Source organism: Bradyrhizobium sp. USDA 4353 (assembly GCF_054063215.1).
Map to the genome: position 1 here is coordinate 2,858,112 of NZ_JBSSGB010000001.1, position 24,735 is coordinate 2,882,846.

Sequence of the window (24,735 nt, forward strand, 5' to 3'; positions counted from 1 at the left end):
ATTGAGTAATGGTGCCGGCGTCCTGTCGCGCGTGTCGACATCGGACGTTGGAAAGAGCGTGTGACACCAACAGAAGCAGGCGACCGCCGATGCAGAAGTTCGAGAGCCAGGCACCGTCGACGACGGCGATGCGAGACAGCCGCCGCGCCCTGCTACGGCGCAGGGTCCGCGACCTGTTCGAGCAGCAGGCGGCGCGGATACCGAGCGTGCCGCGCGGCGGTGATCTGCCGCTGTCCTTCGCGCAGGAGCGGCTGTGGTTCTTCGATCGGCTCGGCCGCCTGGGACCGGCCTATCAGATCGGTCTCGCCACGCGCCTCAACGGCGAGCTCGACGTCGCAGCGCTGTCGGCGGCGCTGACCGAGATCGTCCGTCGCCACGAAAGCCTGCGCACCCGCTTCTGCCTGCGCGACGGCGGGCCTGCGCAGCAGATCGATCCGCCCTGGCCGGTCGAGCTCGTGGCCGCGGAGAGCGCCGGGACATCGCCGCAAGCGTGGGCGCGCGGGGTGATGGAGGCGCCGTTCGAGATCGACCGCGATCGGCTGTTTCGATGCGCGCTGCTGAGAGTGGCGCCGCACGAGCACATCCTGGCGCTCTCGATGCATCACATCATCTCCGACGGCTGGTCGGTCGGCCTGCTGTTTCGCGAGCTGGCTGCGCTGTACGGAGCCTATGCGGAGCAGCGCCCATCACCACTTGCGGAGCTGCCGATCCAGTACGCCGACTATGCGAGCTGGCACCGCCGTTGGGTCGAGGATGAGGTGCAGCGGCCGCAGCTCGCTTATTGGGAGAAGCGCCTCGCCCATGCGCCGGCCGGCCTGGAGCTGCCGTCCGACCACGTGCGCCCGGCAGCGCAGAGCTTCCGCGGTGCGGCGCATCGCTTCGCGCTCGATCCTGACATGTCGGCGGCGCTCGCCGCCCTGAGCCGCCGCGAGGGCGCCTCGCTCTTCATGGTGCTGCTGGCCGCGTTCAAGGCGCTGCTGTCGCGCTGGACGGGGCAGGACGACGTCATCGTCGGCTCCCCGATTGCAGGACGCGGGCGCGCGGAGGCCGAGCAGTTGATCGGCTTCTTCGTCAACATGCTCGCGCTGCGCACTGATCTCGGCGGCGATCCGTCGTTTCGCGAGCTGGTGCAAAGGGTCAAATCGTCGGCGCTCGGCGCCTATCAGCACCAGGACCTGCCGTTCGAGAAGCTCGTCGACGCGCTGCAGCCGACGCGCGATCTGAGCCGGCAGCCGATCTTCCAGACCGTGTTCGTTCTGCAGGACGTCTCGGTCGAGCAGATGACGCTGCCCGGTCTCGAGGTGGAGCGCTTCGACGAAGGCGCGGTCTCCGTGCGCTTCGACATCGAAATGTCGATGACCGAGGTCGACGGCCGGCTGACCGGCTGCCTGCTCTATGCGACCGATTTGTTCGAGGCCGCGACCGCCGAGCGGCTGGTGTCGCATTTCGTCGAGCTGCTGCGTGGCGTGATCGCCGATCCCGATGCGCGGCTGTCTCGACTGCAGCTGCTGTCGAATGACGAGCGCGAGCGTGTCGTCAGGCAGTGGAGCGCCGGGCCGGCGTTGCCGGTGTCTTATCGGACATTGCATGAGCTGTTCGCCGCGCAGGCGGCTCGCACGCCGGATGCTCCGGCGCTGGTAAAGGGCAGCGATCACCTGACCTATGCCGAGCTGGATCGCCGCGCCAATCAGCTCGCGCATCATCTCACCACCCTCGGTGTCGGTCGCGATGCGATCGTCGGCATCTGCGTCGAGCGATCGTTCGAGATGGTGATCGGCATTCTCGGCATTCTCAAGGCCGGCGGCGCCTATCTGCCGCTCGATCCGAACTATCCGGCCGAGCGGCTCGCCTACATGATCTCAGACTCCGCTGCGCGCATCGTGCTGACCCACAGCGCGCTGGCCGATCGGCTCGCCGTCGGCACCAGGATGCTCTGTCTCGACATTGTGAGCGCCGACGTCGCGCGCCTTGGCACGACGGCACCAGCCGTAGCGATCGATCCGGACAATCTCGCTTACGTGATCTACACGTCCGGCTCGACCGGACGGCCCAAGGCGGTGATGGTCCCGCATCGCGGCGCGACCAACCTCGCCGAGGCGCAGGTCGCGCCGCTGCAGATTGCGCCGCAGAGCCGGGTGCTGCAGTTCGCCTCGTTCAGCTTCGATGCGGCGGTGTGGGAGCTCCTGATGAGCTGGCGCAGCGGCGCCGCTCTCGTGCTCGCGGATCGTCACGACACGATGCCTGGCGAGCCGCTGCAGGATCTGCTGCGGCGGGAGCGAATTGGCGCCGTCCTGCTGCCGCCGTCGGCGCTCGGCACGCTCGATGCCGGCGCCTTGCCCGACCTGAGGACGCTGCTCGTCGGCGGTGAAGCCTGTGCGGCAGAGCTCGTCGCGCCGTGGACCGGCCCGCGAATCGTGCTCAACGCCTACGGCCCGACCGAGGCGAGCGTCTGCACCACGGTCTATCCCTGCACGGCGGACAAGCGCGCGCCCGCCATCGGACGCCCGCTCGCCAACACCAGTGTCTACGTTCTCGATCAGCATCTTCAGCCCGTGCCGATCGGCGTGCCGGGCGAGCTACACATCGGCGGTGCCGGATTGGCGCGCGGCTACCTGTCTCGCCCGGGCCTGACCGCCGAGCGCTTCATCCCGAACCCGTTCGGGCGCGGCGACCGCCTCTATCGCACCGGCGACCTCGTGCGCTGGCGATCGGACGGGACGTTGGAGTTTCTCGGACGTCTCGATCAGCAGGTGAAGGTCCGCGGCTTCCGGATCGAGCTCGGCGAGATCGAAGCCGCACTGCTCGCAGATCCCAAGGTCAGCCAGGCAATCGCGCTGGCGCGCGAGGACCGGCCCGGGCACAAGCGGATCGTCGCCTATGTCGCAGCCGACCTGGATCGGCTGAAGCAGGAACGTCGCACGTCTGGAACGAAGGACGATGCAGACGGCGTCGCCGGCTGGCAGGCGCTGTTCGACGAGACCTATGGCGGCGCAGGCGAGGCGCAGGCGCCGAGCTTCGTCGGCTGGAACAACAGCTACACCGGCGAGCCGATCCCGGAAGCGGAGATGCGCGAATGGCAGATGGCCACCGTGCAGCGCATCGCCGGATTCGGCCCGCAGCGGATTCTCGAGATCGGCTGTGGTGTCGGCTTGCTGTTAGAACATCTCGCGCCGCTCAGCAGCGTCTATCGCGGCACGGATATCTCGGCGGCGGCCATCGACGGCTTGCGGCGATGGGCGAAGAGCAAACCGGAGCTGGCGCATGTCGAGCTGGCCCAGCGCGAAGCCATCGCGATGTCCGACCTCGCGCCGGCATCGGTCGACACCGTCATCATCAATTCGGTGGTGCAGTATTTTCCGGACACCGACTATCTGGCTCAGGTGATTTCCGGCACGTTGGATGCCGTCGCCGATGGCGGCCGCATCTTCGTCGGCGACGTCCGCCATTTCGGCCTGTTGCTGATGTTCCGCACGGCCATCGAGATCGAGCGCGCCAATCCGGCCGCGCGTGCCGATGATGTCAGGGCCCGTGCAGTCGCAGCCGCCAAGCGCGAGACGGAGCTCGCGGTCGATCCGAGCTTCTTCCTGGCGTTGCAGAGCCGCCTGCCGCGGATCACCCATGTGGAGATTTTGCTCAAGCGGGCCGAGGCGCATAACGAGCTCAGCCGGTACCGCTACGACGTGGTGCTTCATGTCGGCGGCAGCGTGCCGGAGGCGCCGGAGCGCATGATCGACTGGTCGGAGAGCGCGTTTGCTCAGCTATCCGGCATTCTCACTGAGGAGCGGCCGGCCAGTCTGGCCGTGCTGCACGTGCCGAATGGGCGGCTGGCGCTCGATCTGGCTCGTCTGCAGTCGCTCGGGGAGTGCGAGCCTGCGGCGCGTCTCGCCGATCTGGCGCGCAGCATCGATGAGCGCGAGGCCATCGGCGAGGATCCGGAAGCGTATTGGGCGCTGGGCCAGCGGCTCGGCTATGAGGTGCGGGTCAGCTGGACGTCCGGCTCGACCGATGGCAGCTACGACGTCGTCTTCATCGATCGCGAGCACGCCGACCGCCCGGTGCGCTTGCCGCATCCGGCGCAAATATCCGGCCGCATCCACGGCAACGATCCCGGCGCGGCGCCGCTGCTGCACGCCTACGTTCAACAGCTTCGCCAGGCGCTGCAGCAGAGATTGCCGGACTACATGGTGCCGGCCGCGATCGTGCCGATCGATGCCTTGCCGCTGACGCCCGGCGGCAAGGTCGACCGTGCGGCATTGCCGGCGCCTGAAGGCCGGCCGGAGCTCGGACAGATCGTTGCGCCCCGGAGCGAGAACGAGCGCAAGCTGGCCTCGATCTGGTGCGACATCCTGAAGCTCGATCAGGTCGGCGTGACCGACATTTTCTTCGAGCTCGGCGGCGACTCGATCCAGTCGATCCAGGTCGTGGCGCGAGCCAACCGGGTCGGCTTGAAGCTGACCTCGCGTCAGATCTTCGAGCATCAGACGATCGCAGCACTGGCCGCGGCGGCGGGGCATGAGATCGATCCGGCGTATGCGCAGGAGAGCCATCCAGCATCGGAGCGCCGCTTCGCCGGCGTGTCGCCTGTGGATCTGGCGCAGGTGCGCGGCGCGATCGCCGATCCCGCTGACATCGAGGATGTTTATCCGCTGACGGCGACGCAGCAGGGCATGCTGTTTCACAGCCTGTATGAGCCGGCATCGCGGGCCTACGTCACCACGCTCGGCTGCCGTCTCTCCGGAGAGCTCGATGTCGATGCGTTCCGCCGCGCCTGGGACAGCGTCGTCGAGCGTCATGCCGTGCTGCGCTCGGCATTCATCGGCGATCACCTGGAGACGCCCTTGCAAGTCGTGATGGCCAGCGCCAGGCCGGCATTCTCGCTGGAGGATTGGCGCAGCCTTTCAGAGGTCGACAAGAGCAGCCGGCTTGCCGAGCTCGAGGAGGTCGACTGCACACGCGGTTTCGATTTCGCGCGGCCGCCGCTGATGCGGCTCGTGCTCGTCAGGTTTGCCGAGCAGGATTACCGCCTGTTGTGGTCCTGCCACCACATTCTGCTGGATGGCTGGTCGATCACGACCCTGCTCAACGAGCTATTCGCCTGCTATGGCGCGCTCAGCCGCGGTGACATGCCGCGTCTTGCGCCGGCGCATCCGTTTCGCAATTACGTGGCATGGCTGCAGCGCCAGGACGTTACGGCTGCGGAGGCGTTCTGGCGCCGTCGTCTGCTGGGGTTCGAGGCACCGACCCAGCTCCCTCTCGAACGTCCGTCGCGCCCTGTCGCGGACGGAATGCGGCACGCTGAATATGATGAGGTGCTGCGCATCGGCGCTCATGCCCTGGAAAGCTTTGCGCGACAGCACCGGCTGACCGTCAACACGCTGGTGCAGGGCGCCTGGGCCTTGCTGCTCGGACGTTACAGCGGCAGCGACGACGTGGTGTTCGGCGTCACCGTGTCGGGACGCCCGGAAACGCTGCCGGACGTAGAGAATGCGGTTGGACTGTTCATCAACACGCTGCCGCTGCGCGTCGGCCTGTCGGGGTCCGCGACGGTGTTGGACTGGCTCGGCGACATCCAGGCGCGGCAGGGCGAGCTGACCGACTATCAATATAGCGCGCTGGCCGATGTGCAGCGCTGGAGCGACGTGCCCGGCGGCACGCCGTTGTTCGACAGCATCGTGGTGTTCGAGAACTACCCGGCCGAGCTGCAGGCGCAAGCGCAGGACCACACGATTCGCCTGGACATGATCCGTGCCGTCAACCGCATCAACTACCCGCTGGCGCTTCAGGTCGCGATGGGCGCCTCGCCGTCGCTCAAGCTGATGTATGATCCCGCCCGCTTCGAGCAGGCGTCGATCGCGAAGTTGGTTAGGCAATTGGTGCGCCTGCTCGGTGAGATCGTCGCCGATCCCGCGCGGCCATTGTCAGCGATCCCGCTGCTGGGCGACGACGAGCGCCACCAGGTGGTCCACGCCTTCAACGCGACCTCGGTGAGCTATCCGCAGGGGCTGCTGCACGAGCAGATCGCCGCGCAAGCCAGGCGGACGCCGGAGGCGGTGGCGCTGCGCTTCGATGACCAGACGCTCAGCTACGCCGCGCTGGAGCGGCGGGCCAACCAGCTGGCGCATCATCTGCAGCGCCTGGGCGTCGGTCCCGACGTCGTCGTCGGCCTCTGCGCCGAGCGCTCGCTGGAGATGGTGGTCGGGCTGCTCGGCATCCTCAAGGCCGGCGGCGCCTATCTGCCGCTCGACCCGAGCCTGCCGTCGGAGCGGCTGACGATGATGCTGGAGGATGCCGGGGCCAAGGTGCTGCTGGCGCAGGATGCCCTTGTCGAGCGGCTGCCAGCAAATGACGCCGTCGTGGTGCGGTTCAATGCGGATGCGGCGGCGATCGCAAAGCAGGCCGAGACCGCGCCGACCACGTCCTGCGATCCGGACAATCTAGCCTACGTGATCTACACGTCGGGCTCAACGGGGCGGCCGAAGGGGGTGATGAACAGCCACCGCGGCATCGTCAACCGCATCGCCTGGATGCAGGACGCCTACCGGCTGACGCCCAATGATGTCGTGCTGCAGAAGACGCCGTTCGGCTTCGACGTCTCCGTATGGGAGTTCTTCTGGCCACTGACGGAAGGTGCGGAGCTGGTGATCGCCCGTCCCGGGGGTCATCAGGATCCGGCCTATCTGTCCGAGCTGATCGAGCATCGCGGCGTGACGGTGATGCACTTCGTGCCGTCGATGCTGCAGGCCTTCCTCGAGTCGGCGGAGCTCTATCGCTGCGGCAGCCTGCGTGACGTCATGTGCAGCGGCGAGGCGCTGCCTGTGGAGACGCAGAACCGGTTCCTCCAGGCCTTGCCGAGCCGGTTGCACAATCTGTACGGCCCGACGGAGGCGGCGGTCGATGTCAGCTTCTGGCCGTGCCGGATCGAGGATGGTACGAGCCAGGTACCGATCGGGCAGCCGATCAGCAACATCCAGCTCTACGTGCTGGATGCGCAGCTTGAGCCGGTGCCCGTCGGTGTTGCCGGCGAACTCTACATCGGCGGCGTCGGTCTTGCGCGGGGCTACCTGCATCGGCCAGGACTCACGGCGGAGAGGTTTGTGCCAAGCCCGTTTGCGAGGGGTGAGCGGCTATATCGCACCGGCGACCTCGCACGCTGGCGCGCCGACGGCGTGTTGGATTATCTCGGGCGGCTCGACCATCAGGTGAAGCTGCGCGGCTTCCGGATCGAGCTCGGCGAGATCGAGGCGGCACTGCTCTCGCAAGCCGGCGTCGCGCAGGCGGCGGTGGTGCTGCGCGAGGACGGCGGAGCCAAGCGGCTGGTGGGCTATGTCGTGGCGCAGCCCGACGCTGCCATCAACAGCGATACACTGCGCCAGCAGTTGCAGCGGAGTCTTCCGGACTACATGGTGCCCTCGGCGATCGTGCCGCTCGCATCGCTGCCGCTGACGCCGAACGGCAAGCTCGACCGCAACGCGCTGCCGGCGCCGGAATGGCAGGGCGCGGCCGAGACAATGGTCGCCCCGCGCAACGCCACCGAGGCGGCGCTCGCCGCAATCTGGCGCGACGTGCTCAAGCGCGAGCAGGTCGGTGTCACCGACAACTTCTTTGCCCTCGGCGGTGACTCGATCCAGTCGATCCAGGTGGTGGCGCGTGCCCGGCAGGCGGGCTTGTCGCTGACGGCGCGGCAGGTGTTCGAGCAGCAGACCATCGCCGCGCTCGCGGCGGTGGCCGGCGAGACCACGACCACGGTGGCCGAGCAGGGGCTGGTGTCAGGCGCGGTGCCGCTGACGCCGATCCAGCATTGGTTCTTCGCCCAGGATCTGGCGGTGCCGGATCACTTCAACCAGGCAGTGCTGCTCGCCGTCAGCGCGCTGACGCCGGAGCTGGTGATGTCGGCGCTGGACGCGCTGCTGCGCCAGCACGATGCGCTGCGGCTGCGGTTTGCGCGTGGAGACAATGGCTGGCAGCAGATGCATGACGCCAGCGAAGCGGCGCTCCGCTCAGCGACATCGTTCGAAGCTGTCGACCTCTCGGGCCTCGATGAGGCCGTGCAGGCCCCGGCGTTGCGCCGGCATGCGGAGCGGCTGCAGGCAAGCCTGGACCTGGCACATGGCCCTTTGCTGCGTGTGGCGTTGTTCGATCTCGGCGAGGGCCGTCAACGCCTGCTGCTGATCGCGCATCATCTGGTGGTGGACGGCGTGTCCTGGCGGATCCTGTTGGAGGATCTTGGCGCGGGGCTATCGGCCTTGCAGCGTGGCGAGCCTATACGGCTGCCGCCGAAGACGACATCGTTCCGGCACTGGGCGGAGCGGCTGGCGGCGCATGCAGGATCGGACGCCGCACAGCGAGAACTCAGCTACTGGCAGAGTAAGCGGTGGGAATCGGCCCCTCGGCTGCCGCGCGATCATGCCGATGGTGCAAACACCGCGGGCGAGGTGCAACTGGTCAAGGTCGCACTCGATGCGGCGGAGACGCAGGCGCTGCTGCAGGAGGTGCCGGAGGTCTACCACACCCAAATCAACGACGTGCTGTTGACGGCGCTGGTGCAGGCGTTTGCTGGTTTGACCGACGAGCCCCGCCTGCTGGTCGGGCTGGAAGGCCATGGCCGCGAGGAGCTGTTCGGCGATGTCGATGTGTCGCGCACGGTGGGCTGGTTCACCAGCCTGTTCCCGGTGCTGCTGGATGTCGACGGGACGAGCGATCCCGGTGCCGCGCTGAAGCGAGTGAAGGAGCAACTGCGCGCCGTGCCGCAGCGCGGCGTCGGCTACGGCGTGCTGCGCTACCTCGTGGGCGTCGATATACCGGCACCTGACGTGGAAGTGAGCTTCAACTATCTCGGCCAGCTCGACGGCGCCGCCGGCGGACAGCGCTTCGGCTTCGCACCCGAGGATGTCGGCCGCGACCAGCATGCCTCCAACCGCCGCGCACATCTGATCGACGTCTCCGCCCATGTCGGCAAGGCCGGCCTGGAGCTGCGCTGGTTCTATGGCGGCGCGCTGTTCGAGCCCGCCACGATCAAGCGGATAGCTCAGCGCCACGTCGCGGCACTGCGCGAGCTGATCGCGCATTGCCGGACTAGCGCGGGCGGGCTGACGCCGTCGGACGTGCCGCTGGCGCAGCTCGACCAGGCCACGCTCGACCGCGTCGTTGCCTCGGCCGGCGGAGCGAGGGCGGTTGCCGACCTCTATCCGCTGTCACCGTTGCAGCGGGGGCTGCTGTTCCACAGCCTGTATGAGCCGGATGCTGCTGTCTATGTGATCTCGCTGGCGTGCCGGCTGCACGGGACGCTCGACGCGGCCGCGTTCGAACGAGCGTGGCAGCTGGTCGTGGCGCGGCATGCCGTGCTGCGCACCGCCTTCGTCGGCCATGAGCTCGACAGGCCGCAGCAACTGGTGCTGCGCCAGGTTGAGCTGCCGTTCGTCCACGAGGACTGGCGGCACCTGTCATCAACTGAGCAGGCCGCGCGCTTCGCCGAGCTGCAGCGCACCGAGCGCAGCCGGAGCTTCGACTTCGCACAACCGCCCTTGATGCGGCTATGCCTGGTCCGGATCGGTGACGATGATCACCGGCTGTTGTGGAACGTGCATCACATCGTGCTGGACGGCTGGTCGCTGCCGCTGCTGCTCGACGAGGTATTTGCGGCCTATCAGGCGTTGAGCCGGCGCGAGACGCCGGTGCTGTCCGAGGTGCGGCCGTTCAAGGACTATATCGGCTGGCTGCAGCGCCAGGACGTGGTCAGAGCGGAAGCCTATTGGCGCCGGCGGCTCGCCGGGTTTGATACGCCGTCCTCGTTCGGGCTCGCCCGTCCGGCAGCGACGTCGCAGGCCGACGCGGCCGAGCGTCATGCCGAGCTGCACGGCGAGCTCGCGCTCGCCGATCTCGACCGCTTTGCCCGGCAGCACCGGCTGACCGTCAACACCTTGGTGCAGGGCGCCTGGGCGCTGCTGCTCGGGCGTTACGGCCGCTCCGAGGACGTCGTGTTCGGCGTCACCGTCTCGGGCCGTCCGGCGGATCTTGCCGGGGTCGAGCGCACCGTCGGGCTGTTCATCAACACGCTGCCGCTGCGGGTCGAGCTGCCGGGGCAGGCGACCGTGCTGGAGTGGCTGGCCGAGATCCAGGACCGGCAGAGCGAGCTGACGGACCATCAGTCGACGTCGCTGGCCGATGTGCAGCGCTGGAGCGAGGTCAGTGACGGCACGGCGCTGTTCGAGAGCATCGTGGCGTTCGAGAACTATCCGGTGGAGATGACGGCGGTCAGCGGCCAGCAGCAGCTGCGGATCAGCGAGGTGCAGCCGCTGGAGCGGACCAATTATCCGCTGACGCTGCAAGTCACTGTTGGATCTGCGTTGTCGTTCCGCCTGATCGCGGACACGACGCGGTTCGCCGCTGAGGCCGCCGGGCGGCTGGTGACGCATCTGGTTCGTCTGCTCGGCGAGATCGTCGCCGATCCTGCGCGGCCCATCTCTGCGATCCCGCTGCTGAGCGGCGAGGAACGCGATGAGGTGGTGCGCGGCTTCAACGCCACCGAGGTGAGCTACCCGCAAGGACTGCTGCATGAGCAGATCGCCGCGCAGGCCAGGCGGACGCCGGACGCCGTGGCGCTGCGCTTCGAGGATGAGACCCTGACCTACGCCGCGCTGGAGCGGCGTGCCAACCAGCTGGCGCATCATCTGCAGACGCTCGGCGTTGGCCCCGACGTGGTCGTCGGCCTCTGCGCCGAGCGCTCGTTGGAGATGGTGATCGGGCTGCTCGGCATCCTCAAGGCCGGCGGCGCCTACCTGCCGCTCGATCCGAGCCTGCCGCCGGAGCGGCTGGCGATGATGCTGGAGGACGCCGGGGCCAATGTGCTGCTGGCGCAGGATGCGCTTGTCGAGCGGCTGCCGGCAAATGACGCGGTCGTGGTGCGCTTCGTGGCAGATGCTGCGGAGATCGCAAACCAGGTCGAGACCGCGCCGGCTACGTCCTGCGATCCGGACAATCTGGCCTATGTGATCTACACGTCGGGCTCGACGGGCCGGCCGAAGGGCGTGATGAACAGCCACCGCGGCATCGTCAACCGCATTGCCTGGATGCAGGACGCCTACCGGCTGACGCCTGACGATCGGGTAATGCAGAAGACGCCGTTCGGCTTCGACGTCTCGGTATGGGAGTTCTTCTGGCCGCTCACTGAAGGCGCCGAGCTGGTGATCGCCCGTCCCGGTGGACATCAGGATCCGGCCTATCTGTCCGAGCTGATCGAGCAGCATGGCGTGACGGTGATGCACTTCGTGCCGTCGATGCTGCAGGCATTTTTGGAGGCTGCCGATCTCGATCGCTGCGGCAGCCTGCGCGACGTCATGTGCAGCGGCGAGGCGCTGCCGGTGGAGACGCAGAACCGGTTCCTGAGCGCATTGTCGTGCCGGCTGCACAATCTGTACGGCCCGACGGAGGCAGCCGTCGACGTCAGCTTCTGGCCATGCCGGTTCGAGCCGGGCGCAAGCCAGGTGCCGATCGGGCAGCCGATCAGCAACATCCAGCTGTATGTGCTGGATGCGCAGCTCGAGCCGGTGCCAATTGGCGTAGCCGGCGAGCTCTACATCGGCGGCGTCGGTCTGGCGCGGGGCTATCTGCATCGCCCAGGACTCACGGCGGAGCGGTTCGTGCCGAGCCCATTTGCGAGGGGCGAGCGGCTGTATCGCACGGGTGACCTCGCGCGCTGGCGCGCCGATGGCGTGCTGGATTATCTCGGCCGTCTCGATCACCAGGTGAAGCTGCGCGGCTTCCGGATCGAGCTCGGGGAGATTGAGGCGGCGCTGCTGGCGCAGACCGGTGTCGCGCAGGCGGCGGTGGTGCTGCGCGAGGACGGCGGAGCCAAGCGGCTGGTGGGCTATGTGGTGGCGCAGCCGGACGCTGCCATCAATATCGACACACTGCGCCAGCAACTGCAAAGGACCTTGCCCGACTACATGGTTCCCTCGGCGATCGTGCCGCTCGCCGCGCTGCCGCTGACGCCGAACGGCAAGCTCGACCGCAACGCGCTGCCGGCGCCGGAGTGGCAGGGCTCGGCCGAGACGATGGTCGCGCCGCGCACCGCCACCGAGGCGACGCTCGCGGCAATCTGGCGCGACGTGCTCAAGCGCGAGCAGGTCGGCGTCACCGACAACTTCTTCGCGCTCGGTGGCGACTCGCTGTCGGCGACCCGCGCGATTGCCCGCACGCAGAAGGAGTTGAAGCTGAACGTTCCTCTCAAGGCAATGTTCGAGGCGCAGACGCTCGCGGCGCTCGCCGAGCGCCTCGACGTGCTCGGCTGGGCCAACGTGCCGCAGCCGTCATCTCGCGAGGATGCGGAGCTCGAGGAAGGAGTCATCTGATGATCGAGAAGCTGCTCTCCTCGCTGCGCCAGGACGGTGTTCAGATCTGGTCCGAGAACGGACGTGTGCGTTATCGCGCGCCGAAGGGCGTCATGACGCGTGAGCGGCTCGACGAGCTGCGCGCCCGGCAGCTGGAAATCGCGACATTTCTGCGGGAGGCAAGCGCGGCGGGCGACGCGCTGCCGCCGATCGAAGTCAGGCGCAGCGGAGACCTGCCGCTGTCCTTTGCCCAGGAGCGTCTCTGGTTTCTCGAACAACTCGGCCTCGCCACCTCCTCCTATCATGTGGCCGTGGCGATCCGAATGGACGGCGACCTCAATGAGGAGCCGTTGCGGAAGACCTTCGAAGCCATCGTCGACCGGCATGAAGTCCTGCGGACGCGCTTTGACAATGTCGCAGGACAACCCCGGCAGATCGTTGAGTCAAATTCGTCATGCCGGCTGGAGCTGATCGATCTGTCGGCTCTCGACGAGGATGAGCAGGCGGCCGAGGTCGACCGAGAATCTATCGTCCATGCCACACAGCCGTTCGATCTCCAGGCGGGCTCTCCCTTGCGCATCCGGCTGCTTCGACTCGCATCCCGCGAGCACATTCTGCTGCTCGCCATGCACCACATCGTCTCCGACGCGTGGTCGATCGAGGTGCTGATCGGCGAGATCACCGCCCTCTATCGCGCGTTCTGCTCCGGCGAGCCGGCTGCGCTCAATCCATTGCCCATGCAATATGCCGACTATGCGCTGTGGCAGCGCGGTTGGCTGGCGGGCGAGGCTCTTGAACGTCAGCTGCAATATTGGACCCAGCGCCTGTCCGGCGCACCACCGCAGCTCGAGCTTCCGATCAGCCGGTCGCGTTCCGCGGCCACGGCCTCGACCGGCGAGACCTATGCGTTCAGCCTGTCGGAGAAAACCACCTCGCGGCTGCGGGCGCTCGCCCGCGGCGAGTCCGCCACGCTGTTCATGGTCCTGCTCGCCGCGTTCCAGCTGCTATTGTCGCGCTATAGCGGCCAGAGCGATGTGGTGGTGGGATCTCCGGTCGCGGGCCGCCGGCGGCATGAGCTGCACGACCTGATCGGCTTCTTCGCCAACATTCTCGTTCTCCGGGCCGATTGCTCCGGAAACCAGCTCTTCGTCGATCTGCTGGCGCAGGTGAAGGAGACGGTGCTCGATGCCCATGCGCATCAGGACCTGCCGTTCGAGCGCCTGGTCGAGGCGCTTCAGCCGAATCGCGATCTCGTCAGGCATCCGCTGGTCCAGGTGATGTTCGCGCTTCAGCAGGAGCCGTTCGAGGAGCTCGTGCTTCCCGGCCTGCGGCTCACGTCGATGCCCGCGCGGTCGCTCGAGACGAAGTTCGATCTTACGCTGCATGTCTATGAGAAGACGGCCGGACTCACGGCCTCGATCGAGTATGCCGCCGAGCTGTTCGATCCCGATACGATCGCGCGCTTCGCAGCTCATTTTCAGCATCTGCTGGACGCGATCGCTGCGGATCCGCATGCGCGGCTGGCTGATCTTCCGTTGATGCGGGATGCCGAGCGGCTCGAGATCATCTTCGGCATGAACCGGACGGCGCGGCCGTTCCCGCGAGATGCATCGCTCGACCAATTGTTCGCGGCTCAAGCCGCGCGCCGCCCGCAGGCCGTCGCCGTCGTCGACGACGCGCGCAGCGTCAGCTACGCCGAGCTCGATCGCTGGAGCAACGGCATTGCAGCGGCCTTGGCGTTGCGAGGCGTCACGCCCGGCGCGAGCGTCGGGCTCTCGGGTGAGCGGTCGGCGGGGCTGATCGCCGGCATGCTGGGAATCATCAAGGCCGGCGCCTGCTACGTGCCGCTCGATCCCGGCTATCCGGAGGAGCGGCTCGCCTTCATGGCGGGGGATGCCGACGTGGCGGCCGTCGTGATAGGCCGCGGTGGCGCGGCGCCGGCGGGCTTGCCGTTGCTACATGCCGATGAGGTCGAGCCGGTCGAGACATTTCAGAGCCGATCGGCGGGTGGTGAGACCGTCGCCTATATCATGTTCACGTCCGGCTCGACCGGCGTGCCCAAGGGCATCGCCGTGCCTCATCGCGGCGTCTCGCGCCTTGTGCTGGGAACGGACTATATCGAGCTCTCTGCGGATGACCGCATCACTCATCTCGCGAGCCCGTCCTTCGACGCGGCGACGTTCGAGCTGTGGGCCGCGCTCCTGAACGGCGCCGCGCTGGTGATCATCGACCGCGACACCGCCCTGGACTCGGATCGCCTGGCTGCGTCGGTGCGCAACCACGGCATTACCTGCTTCTTCGCCACCACCGCGCTGTTCAACCGGTTGGCGCAGGATGTCCCGGAGATGTTCGCGCCGCTACGCGTGGCTCTGTTCGGCGGCGAGGCATGCGATCCGCAGGCGGTCGCCAGCGTGCTCGCCAATGGCGCGCCGCAACGCCTGCTGCACGTCTATGGTCCGACCGAGGCAACCACGTTCAGCACCTGGATGGAGGTCGATCATGTCGCGCCCGACGCGCGCACCGTTCCGATCGGCGGACCGCTCGCGAATGGCAGCTGTCACGTGCTCGACGACCGGTTGCAGCCGGTGCCCATCAATGTTCCCGGCGAGCTCTATGTCGGCGGCGATGGCCTCGCGCACGGCTATTGCCGACGGCCCGCGCTGACCGCGGACAAATTCATTCCCGATCCATTCGCCCGCCCCGGCAGCCGTCTCTATGCAACCGGCGACATTGTCAGGCGATTGGCCGACGGCAATATCGAATATCTCAGCCGGCGCGACGGGCAGGTCAAGATCCGCGGCTTCCGCATCGAGTTGCAGGAGATCGAAGCCGTGCTGCGCCAGTCGCCTGAGGTCGGGCAGGCCGTTGTGCTCGTCCGCGAGGGCAGGAGCGGTGCGCAGCTCATCGCCTACGTCGTGGCCGCACCGGACGCGACGCCGTCGCCCGACACGCTTCGGCAGCAGCTGAAGCAGTCACTGCCCGACTACATGGTCCCGGCGCAGCTTGTCATCCTGGACAGCCTGCCGTTGACGTCGAACGGCAAGGTCGACCGCGCGAGGCTGCCCGATCCCGAGGAGACGCCAAGCCGCAGGCAGGCGGCGCCGGCCACCGTGACCCAGCAGATGTTGGCAGAGATCTGGTCCGACGTCCTCGGCGTGACCATGCCGGGCATCGACGATGACTTCTTCGGCTCCGGCGGTCACTCGCTGGTGGCGTCGCGGCTGCTCGGACGCGTGAACGTCGCGTTCAACGTGAGCCTGCCGCTGCGGCGCGTGTTCGAGCAGCCCTCGATCAGGATGCTCGCCGCTGCTGTAGAGCAGGCGCAGCGCGACGAGGCGGACATCGTCGCGCCGCCGGTGATCGCACGGCCGCGACCGTCCGCGATTCCATTGTCCTATGCGCAGGAGCCATTGTGGTTTCTCGATCAGGTCGGGCTGGTCGGCGCTGCCTACAACATGGCCGGCGCGCTTCGGCTGCAGGGCAGACTCGATATCGAGGCGCTGATCGCGAGCCTGCGCGAGATCGTGCGCCGTCACGAAATCCTGCGAACGCGGTTCGGCGTCGTCGATGGCCACGGTGTGCAGATCATTGCGCCAGGGGACGCGCTTCGGTGTGAGGTCCTCGATCTCCGGGGTCGTCATGGCGGCGATCTGGACAGTGATATCCAGCGCCTGATCAGCGACCATGCGAACACGGCGTTCGACCTGCAGGCCGGTCCGCTGATGCGCACGACGATCGTCCGTGTGGGGGACGAAGAGCATCTGCTGCTGATCAATCTTCACCACATCATCGCCGATGGCTGGTCAGTCGGCGTACTGTTCCGCGAGCTCGGACATCTCTATGGCGGCCAGTTTGGGGCACCGCAATCGCCGCTCGCGCCGCCCCCCGTCCAATATGCCGACTACGCCATCTGGCAACGGCAGTGGCTCGATGGCGATGTCGGTGAGCATCAGCTCGATCATTGGCGTCGGCGCCTCGCCGGCGCAACGACGACGCTGGCCTTGCCGACGGACCGTCCACGTCCGGCTGTGCAATCCTTTGCCGGTGCGACGTCGCGCTTCGCGGTGCCGGCCGGGCTGTCGGATCAGCTGCGGGACCTGGCGCGTCGGGAGAGCGCGAGCCTTTATATGGTTGTCCTGGCCGCGTTCTCGACGCTGCTGTCCCGCTACAGCGATCAACCCGACATTCTGATCGGCTCGCCTGTCAACGGACGTTCGCGACCCGAGCTGGAAGACCTGATCGGCATGTTCGTCAACATGCTGGTGATGCGTTGCGACCTCGCGGGTGATCCGGCCTTTCGCGACTACCTGGCCGGTGTCAAGGCGACGGCGCTGGATGCCTATGCGCATCAGGATCTGCCGTTCGAGAAGCTGGTCGAGGCGCTGCAGCCGGAGCGGGATTTGTCGCGGCAACCGCTGTTCCAGGCCTGCCTGTCGTTCGAGAACATTCCGTTCGACGGGCTGGATATCGCGGGCTTGACGGTCTCCACGGTGGCCGCGGACGAGCATCCGACGACGAAGTTCGATCTGACGCTCTTCGTCCGCGAGACAGCGGACGGAATTGAGTGCGCGCTGGAATACGCCACGGATCTGTTCGATGCCGCGACGATCGCGCGGCTCGCGGATCACTTCGTGCGACTGCTCCAGGACATCGCGGCACGCCCGGAGGCGCGTCTGTCGGAGCTGAACCTGCTGAGCGCCGAAGAGCGACGGCAACTGGAATCGTGGAGCGGCAGTAGCGCCGCTTATGAGCAGGACCGCTGCCTGCATCAGCTGTTCGCCGCGCAGGCGGCGCGCGATCCGGCCGCGCTCGCTGTCGTGATGGAGGGTGAGGAGCTCAGCTACGGCGCGCTGGAACGGCGGGCCAATCAGCTGGCGCATCATCTGCAGCGCCTCGGCGTCGGCCCTGACGTGATCGTCGGACTGTGCGTGGAACGCTCGCTCGACATGGTCATCGGCGTGCTCGGCATCCTCAAGGCCGGCGGGGCCTATCTGCCGCTCGACCCGCGTTATCCGGCGGAGCGGCTGGCCTATATGCTTGACGATGCCAGGGTCGCCGTGCTGGTGACGCAGGCTGCGGTACGCGAGCGACTGCCGACGACGGACGCGGTTCTGGTGCAGCTCGATGCCGATGCTGCGGCCATTGCCCAACATCCCGAGACGGCGCCGCTCACGTCCTGCGATCCCGATCATCTCGCCTACGTCATCTATACCTCCGGCTCGACCGGGCGGCCGAAGGGCGTGATGACGTCGCATCGCGGCATCATGAACCTGGCGGACGCACAGCTCGATCGGCTGCCGCTCACGGCCAGCGATCGCATCCTGCAGTTCGCTTCGATCAGCTTCGATGCGGCGGTGTGGGACCTGGTGATGAGCTGGCGCGTCGGCGCAGCCCTTGGTGCTGGCAGATCAGCATGATCTGATGCCGGGCAAGCCGCTGCGCGAGCTGCTCGAACGGCAGCGGGTGACGGCGGTGTTGTTGCCGCCGGCGGCTTTGGCCGCGTTGCCAGTGACGCCTTTGCCGGATTTGAAGATCCTGATCGCGGGCGGCGAGGCCTGCACGGCGGAGCTGCTGCGGCCGTGGCTCGCGGGCCGCAGCGTGTTCAACGCCTATGGCCCGACTGAATCGAGCGTCTGCACGACGGTGCATCGGTGCGGTGACGACCGGCGTCCGCCGATCGGGCGGGCGCAGCCGAACACCCGCACTTACGTGCTCGATGCGCAGCTTGCGCCAGTGCCAATTGGAGTTGCCGGCGAGCTGTACATCGGTGGCGCTGGTCTCGCGCGCGGCTATCTGCATCGGCCCTCGCTGACAGCGGAACGGTTCGTGCCGAGCCCATTTGCGAGGGGTGAGCGGCTGTATCGCACCGGCGACCTTGCACGCTGGCGCGCCGATGGCGTGCTGGATTATCTCGGCCGTCTCGATCACCAAGTGAAGCTGCGCGGCTTCCGGATCGAGCTCGGCGAGATCGAGGCGGCGCTGCTGGCGCAAAAAGGCATTGCGCAGGCGGCGGTGATGCTGCGCGAGGACGGCGGAGCCAAGCGGCTGGTGGGCTATGTGGTGGCGCAGCCGGACGCTGCCATCAATATCGACACACTGCGCCAGCAACTGCAACGGACGTTGCCCGACTACATGGTGCCCTCGGCGATCGTGCCGCTCGCATCGCTGCCGCTGACGCCGAACGGCAAGCTCGACCGCAACGCGCTGCCGGCGCCGGAATGGCAGGGCGCGGCCGAGACAATGGTCGCCCCGCGCAACGCCACCGAGGCGGCGCTCGCCGCAATCTGGCGCGACGTGCTCAAGCGCGAGCAGGTCGGTGTCACCGACAACTTCTTTGCCCTCGGCGGTGACTCGATCCAGTCGATCCAGGTGGTGGCGCGTGCCCGGCAGGCGGGCTTGTCGCTGACGGCGCGGCAGGTGTTCGAGCAGCAGACCATCGCCGCGCTCGCGGCGGTGGCCGGCGAGACCACGACCACGGTGGCCGAGCAGGGGCTGGTGTCAGGCGCGGTGCCGCTGACGCCGATCCAGCATTGGTTCTTCGCCCAGGATCTGGCGGTGCCGGATCACTTCAACCAGGCAGTGCTGCTCGCCGTCAGCGCGCTGACGCCGGAGCTGGTGATGTCGGCGCTGGACGCGCTGCTGCGCCAGCACGATGCGCTGCGGCTGCGGTTTGCGCGTGGAGACAATGGCTGGCAGCAGATGCATGACGCCAGCGAAGCGGCGCTCCGCTCAGCGACATCGTTCGAAGCTGTCGACCTCTCGGGCCTCGATGAGGCCGTGCAGGCCCCGGCGTTGCGCCGGCATGCGGAGCGGCTGCAGGCAAGCCTGGACCTGGCACATGGCCCTTTGCTGCGTGTGGCGTTGTTCGATCTCGGCGAGGGCCGTCAACGCCTGCTGCTGATCGCGCATCATCTGGTGGTGGACGGCGTGTCCTGGCGGATCCTGTTGGAGGATCTTGGCGCGGGGCTATCGGCCTTGCAGCGTGGCGAGCCTATACGGCTGCCGCCGAAGACGACATCGTTCCGGCACTGGGCGGAGCGGCTGGCGGCGCATGCAGGATCGGACGCCGCACAGCGAGAACTCAGCTACTGGCAGAGTAAGCGGTGGGAATCGGCCCCTCGGCTGCCGCGCGATCATGCCGATGGTGCAAACACCGCGGGCGAGGTGCAACTGGTCAAGGTCGCACTCGATGCGGCGGAGACGCAGGCGCTGCTGCAGGAGGTGCCGGAGGTCTACCACACCCAAATCAACGACGTGCTGTTGACGGCGCTGGTGCAGGCGTTTGCTGGTTTGACCGACGAGCCCCGCCTGCTGGTCGGGCTGGAAGGCCATGGCCGCGAGGAGCTGTTCGGCGATGTCGATGTGTCGCGCACGGTGGGCTGGTTCACCAGCCTGTTCCCGGTGCTGCTGGATGTCGACGGGACGAGCGATCCCGGTGCCGCGCTGAAGCGAGTGAAGGAGCAACTGCGCGCCGTGCCGCAGCGCGGCGTCGGCTACGGCGTGCTGCGCTACCTCGTGGGCGTCGATATACCGGCACCTGACGTGGAAGTGAGCTTCAACTATCTCGGCCAGCTCGACGGCGCCGCCGGCGGACAGCGCTTCGGCTTCGCACCCGAGGATGTCGGCCGCGACCAGCATGCCTCCAACCGCCGCGCACATCTGATCGACGTCTCCGCCCATGTCGGCAAGGCCGGCCTGGAGCTGCGCTGGTTCTATGGCGGCGCGCTGTTCGAGCCCGCCACGATCAAGCGGATAGCTCAGCGCCACGTCGCGGCACTGCGCGAGCTGATCGCGCATTGCCGGACTAGCGCGGGCGGGCTGACGCCGTCGGACGTGCCGCTGGCGCAGCTCGACCAGGCCACGCTCGACCGCGTCGTTGCCTCGGCCGGCGGAGCGAGGGCGGTTGCCGACCTCTATCCGCTGTCACCGTTGCAGCGGGGGCTGCTGTTCCACAGCCTGTATGAGCCGGATGCTGCTGTCTATGTGATCTCGCTGGCGTGCCGGCTGCACGGGACGCTCGACGCGGCCGCGTTCGAACGAGCGTGGCAGCTGGTCGTGGCGCGGCATGCCGTGCTGCGCACCGCCTTCGTCGGCCATGAGCTCGACAGGCCGCAGCAACTGGTGCTGCGCCAGGTTGAGCTGCCGTTCGTCCACGAGGACTGGCGGCACCTGTCATCAACTGAGCAGGCCGCGCGCTTCGCCGAGCTGCAGCGCACCGAGCGCAGCCGGAGCTTCGACTTCGCACAACCGCCCTTGATGCGGCTATGCCTGGTCCGGATCGGTGACGATGATCACCGGCTGTTGTGGAACGTGCATCACATCGTGCTGGACGGCTGGTCGCTGCCGCTGCTGCTCGACGAGGTATTTGCGGCCTATCAGGCGTTGAGCCGGCGCGAGACGCCGGTGCTGTCCGAGGTGCGGCCGTTCAAGGACTATATCGGCTGGCTGCAGCGCCAGGACGTGGTCAGAGCGGAAGCCTATTGGCGCCGGCGGCTCGCCGGGTTTGATACGCCGTCCTCGTTCGGGCTCGCCCGTCCGGCAGCGACGTCGCAGGCCGACGCGGCCGAGCGTCATGCCGAGCTGCACGGCGAGCTCGCGCTCGCCGATCTCGACCGCTTTGCCCGGCAGCACCGGCTGACCGTCAACACCTTGGTGCAGGGCGCCTGGGCGCTGCTGCTCGGGCGTTACGGCCGCTCCGAGGACGTCGTGTTCGGCGTCACCGTCTCGGGCCGTCCGGCGGATCTTGCCGGGGTCGAGCGCACCGTCGGGCTGTTCATCAACACGCTGCCGCTGCGGGTCGAGCTGCCGGGGCAGGCGACCGTGCTGGAGTGGCTGGCCGAGATCCAGGACCGGCAGAGCGAGCTGACGGACCATCAGTCGACGTCGCTGGCCGATGTGCAGCGCTGGAGCGAGGTCAGTGACGGCACGGCGCTGTTCGAGAGCATCGTGGCGTTCGAGAACTATCCGGTGGAGATGACGGCGGTCAGCGGCCAGCAGCAGCTGCGGATCAGCGAGGTGCAGCCGCTGGAGCGGACCAATTATCCGCTGACGCTGCAAGTCACTGTTGGATCTGCGTTGTCGTTCCGCCTGATCGCGGACACGACGCGGTTCGCCGCTGAGGCCGCCGGGCGGCTGGTGACGCATCTGGTTCGTCTGCTCGGCGAGATCGTCGCCGATCCTGCGCGGCCCATCTCTGCGATCCCGCTGCTGAGCGGCGAGGAACGCGATGAGGTGGTGCGCGGCTTCAACGCCACCGAGGTGAGCTACCCGCAAGGACTGCTGCATGAGCAGATCGCCGCGCAGGCCAGGCGGACGCCGGACGCCGTGGCGCTGCGCTTCGAGGATGAGACCCTGACCTACGCCGCGCTGGAGCGGCGTGCCAACCAGCTGGCGCATCATCTGCAGACGCTCGGCGTTGGCCCCGACGTGGTCGTCGGCCTCTGCGCCGAGCGCTCGTTGGAGATGGTGATCGGGCTGCTCGGCATCCTCAAGGCCGGCGGCGCCTACCTGCCGCTCGATCCGAGCCTGCCGCCGGAGCGGCTGGCGATGATGCTGGAGGACGCCGGGGCCAATGTGCTGCTGGCGCAGGATGCGCTTGTCGAGCGGCTGCCGGCAAATGACGCGGTCGTGGTGCGCTTCGTGGCAGATGCTGCGGAGATCGCAAACCAGGTCGAGACCGCGCCGGCTACGTCCTGCGATCCGGACAATCTGGCCTATGTGATCTACACGTCGGGCTCGACGGGCCGGCCGAAGGGCGTGATGAACAGCCACCGCGGCATCGTCAACCGCATTGCCTGGATGCAGGACGCCTACCGGCTGACGCCTGACGATCGGGTAATGCAGAAGACGCCGTTCGGCTTCGACGTCTCGGTATGGGAGTTCTTCTGGCCGCTCACTGAAGGCGCCGAGCTGGTGATCGCCCGTCCCGGTGGACATCAGGATCCGGCCTATCTGTCCGAGCTGATCGAGCAGCATGGCGTGACGGTGATGCACTTCGTGCCGTCGATGCTGCAGGCATTTTTGGAGGCTGCCGATCTCGATCGCTGCGGCAGCCTGCGCGACGTCATGTGCAGCGGCGAGGCGCTGCCGGTGGAGACGCAGAACCGGTTCCTGAGCGCATTGTCGTGCCGGCTGCACAATCTGTACGGCCCGACGGAGGCAGCCGTCGACGTCAGCTTCTGGCCATGCCGGTTCGAGCCGGGCGCAAGCCAGGTGCCGATCGGGCAGCCGATCAGCAACATCCAGCTGTATGTGCTGGATGCGCAGCTCGAGCCGGTGCCAATTGGCGTAGCCGGCGAGCTCTACATCGGCGGCGTCGGTCTGGCGCGGGGCTATCTGCATCGCCCAGGACTCACGGCGGAGCGGTTCGTGCCGAGCCCATTTGCGAGGGGCGAGCGGCTGTATCGCACGGGTGACCTCGCGCGCTGGCGCGCCGATGGCGTGCTGGATTATCTCGGCCGTCTCGATCACCAGGTGAAGCTGCGCGGCTTCCGGATCGAGCTCGGCGAGATCGAGGCCGCGCTGCTCTCGCAGACCGGCGTCGCGCAGGCGGCGGTGGTGCTGCGCGAGGACAGCGGAGCCAAGCGGCTGGTGGGCTATGTCGTGGCGCAGCCGGATGCGTCCATCAACAGCGACACGCTGCGCCAGCAACTGCAACGGACGTTGCCCGACTACATGGTGCCCTCGGCGATCGTGCCGCTGGCAGCGCTGCCGCTGACGCCGAACGGCAAGCTCGACCGCAACGCTCTGCCGGCGCCGGAATGGCAGGGTGCTGTCGAGACGATGGTCGCGCCGCGCACCGCCACCGAGACGACGCTCGCCGCAATCTGGCGCGACGTGCTCAAGCGCGAGCAGGTCAGCGTCACCGACAACTTCTTTGCGCTCGGCGGTGACTCGATCCAGTCGATCCAGGTGGTGGCGCGGGCGCGGCAGGCGGGCTTGTCGCTGACGGCGCGGCAGGTGTTCGAGCAGCAGACCATCGCGGCACTCGCGGCGGTCGCCGGCGAAGCCACGACGACGGTGGCGGAGCAGGGGCTGGTGTCCGGCGTGGTGCCGCTGACGCCGATCCAGCATTGGTTCTTCGCCCAGGACCTGGCGGTGCCGGATCACTTCAATCAGACGGTGCTGCTCGCCGTCAGCGCGCTGACGCCGGAGCTGGTGATGTCGGCGCTGGACGCGTTGCTGCGCCAGCACGATGCGCTGCGGCTGCGCTTCGTGCGCAGCGAGCACGGCTGGCAGCAGATGCATGACGCCAATGAAGCGGCGCTCCGCTCCGCGACATCGTTCGAAGCTGTCGATCTCTCGAGCCTCGATGAGGCCGTGCAGGCCCCGGCGTTGCGCCAGCATGCGGAGCGGCTGCAGGCGAGCCTGGACCTGGCACATGGCCCGTTGCTGCGGGCGGCGTTGTTCGATCTCGGTGAAGGCCGTCAACGCCTGCTGCTGATCGCGCATCATCTGGTGGTGGATGGCGTGTCCTGGCGGATCTTGCTGGAGGATCTTGGCACGGCGCTGTCGGCCTTGCAGCGCGGCGAGCCGGTTCGGCTGCCGCCGAAGACGACATCGTTCCGGCACTGGGCGGAGCGGCTGGCGGCGCATGCGCGGTCGGACGCGGCACGCAATGAGCTGAGCTACTGGCAGAGCCAACCCTGGCACACCGCACCACGGCTGCCACGCGATCATGCTGGCGGCGCGAACACCGCGGGCGAGGTGCAACTGGTGAAGGCCGCACTCGATGCAGCGGAGACGCAGGCGCTGCTGCAGGAGGTGCCGGAGGTCTACCACACCCAGATCAACGACGTGCTGCTGACGGCGCTGGTGCAGGCGTTCGCAGCCCTGACCGGCGCGCCGCGCCTGCTGGTCGGGCTGGAAGGCCACGGCCGGGAAGAACTGTTCGGCGATGTCGACGTGTCGCGGACGGTCGGCTGGTTCACCAGTCTGTTCCCGTTGCTGCTGGATGTCGACGGGACGAGCGATCCCGGCACGGCTCTGAAGCGGGTGAAGGAGCAGCTACGCGCAGTGCCACAGCGCGGCGTCGGCTATGGCGTGCTGCGCTATCTCGGCGGCGTGGATATGCCGGCACCTGATGTGGAAGTGAGCTTCAATTATCTCGGCCAGCTCGACGGCGCCGCCGGCGGACAGCGCTTCGGCTTTGCATCCGAGGACGTCGGCCGCGACCAGCATGCCTCCAACCACCGCGCGCATCTGATCGACGTCTCCGCCCTGATCAGCAATGGGTGCTTGCAGATGCAATGGGCCTACAGCTCCGCATGTCACGACGTCTCCACCATCGAGGCCTTGGCGCACAGGTTCGTCGCCGAGCTCCGCCGAATGATCGAGCACTGCGAGACGAGCGAGGGCGGCTTCACGCTGTCCGATTTCCCGCTCCTGCAGCACAGCCTGAGCCTCTGAA

At 67.6% G+C, this 24,735-nt stretch carries 3 protein-coding genes; all 3 read left to right on the forward strand.

Annotated features, from left to right (window positions below; all coding sequences use genetic code 11):
- The first annotated feature begins 89 nt into the window (after positions 1 to 89).
- The 3 genes from ACVILH_RS12855 to ACVILH_RS12865 are packed head-to-tail and all read left to right on the forward strand — an operon-like array spanning position 90 to position 24,734.
- Positions 90 to 12,347 (forward strand): amino acid adenylation domain-containing protein, encoded by a 12,258-nt coding sequence (locus ACVILH_RS12855; RefSeq protein WP_456713211.1) that lies wholly within the window; start codon positions 90 to 92, stop codon positions 12,345 to 12,347.
- Complete coding sequence (locus ACVILH_RS12860; RefSeq protein WP_456713212.1) at positions 12,347 to 17,743, forward strand: amino acid adenylation domain-containing protein; 5,397 nt, start codon at positions 12,347 to 12,349, stop codon at positions 17,741 to 17,743. The genes ACVILH_RS12855 and ACVILH_RS12860 overlap by 1 nt, the downstream gene beginning before the upstream one ends.
- On the forward strand, positions 17,724 to 24,734 hold the full coding sequence (locus tag ACVILH_RS12865) for an amino acid adenylation domain-containing protein (protein WP_456713213.1): 7,011 nt from the start codon (positions 17,724 to 17,726) through the stop codon (positions 24,732 to 24,734). The genes ACVILH_RS12860 and ACVILH_RS12865 overlap by 20 nt, the downstream gene beginning before the upstream one ends.
- Position 24,735: the final 1 nt, after the last annotated feature.

Bases quoted from the DNA above. Each gene is read 5' to 3' on its own strand.
- ACVILH_RS12860 (WP_456713212.1), top strand. From the start codon at position 12,347: ATGATCGAGAAGCTGCTCTCCTCGCTGCGCCAGGACGGTGTTCAGATC.
- ACVILH_RS12855 (WP_456713211.1), top strand. From the start codon at position 90: ATGCAGAAGTTCGAGAGCCAGGCACCGTCGACGACGGCGATGCGAGAC.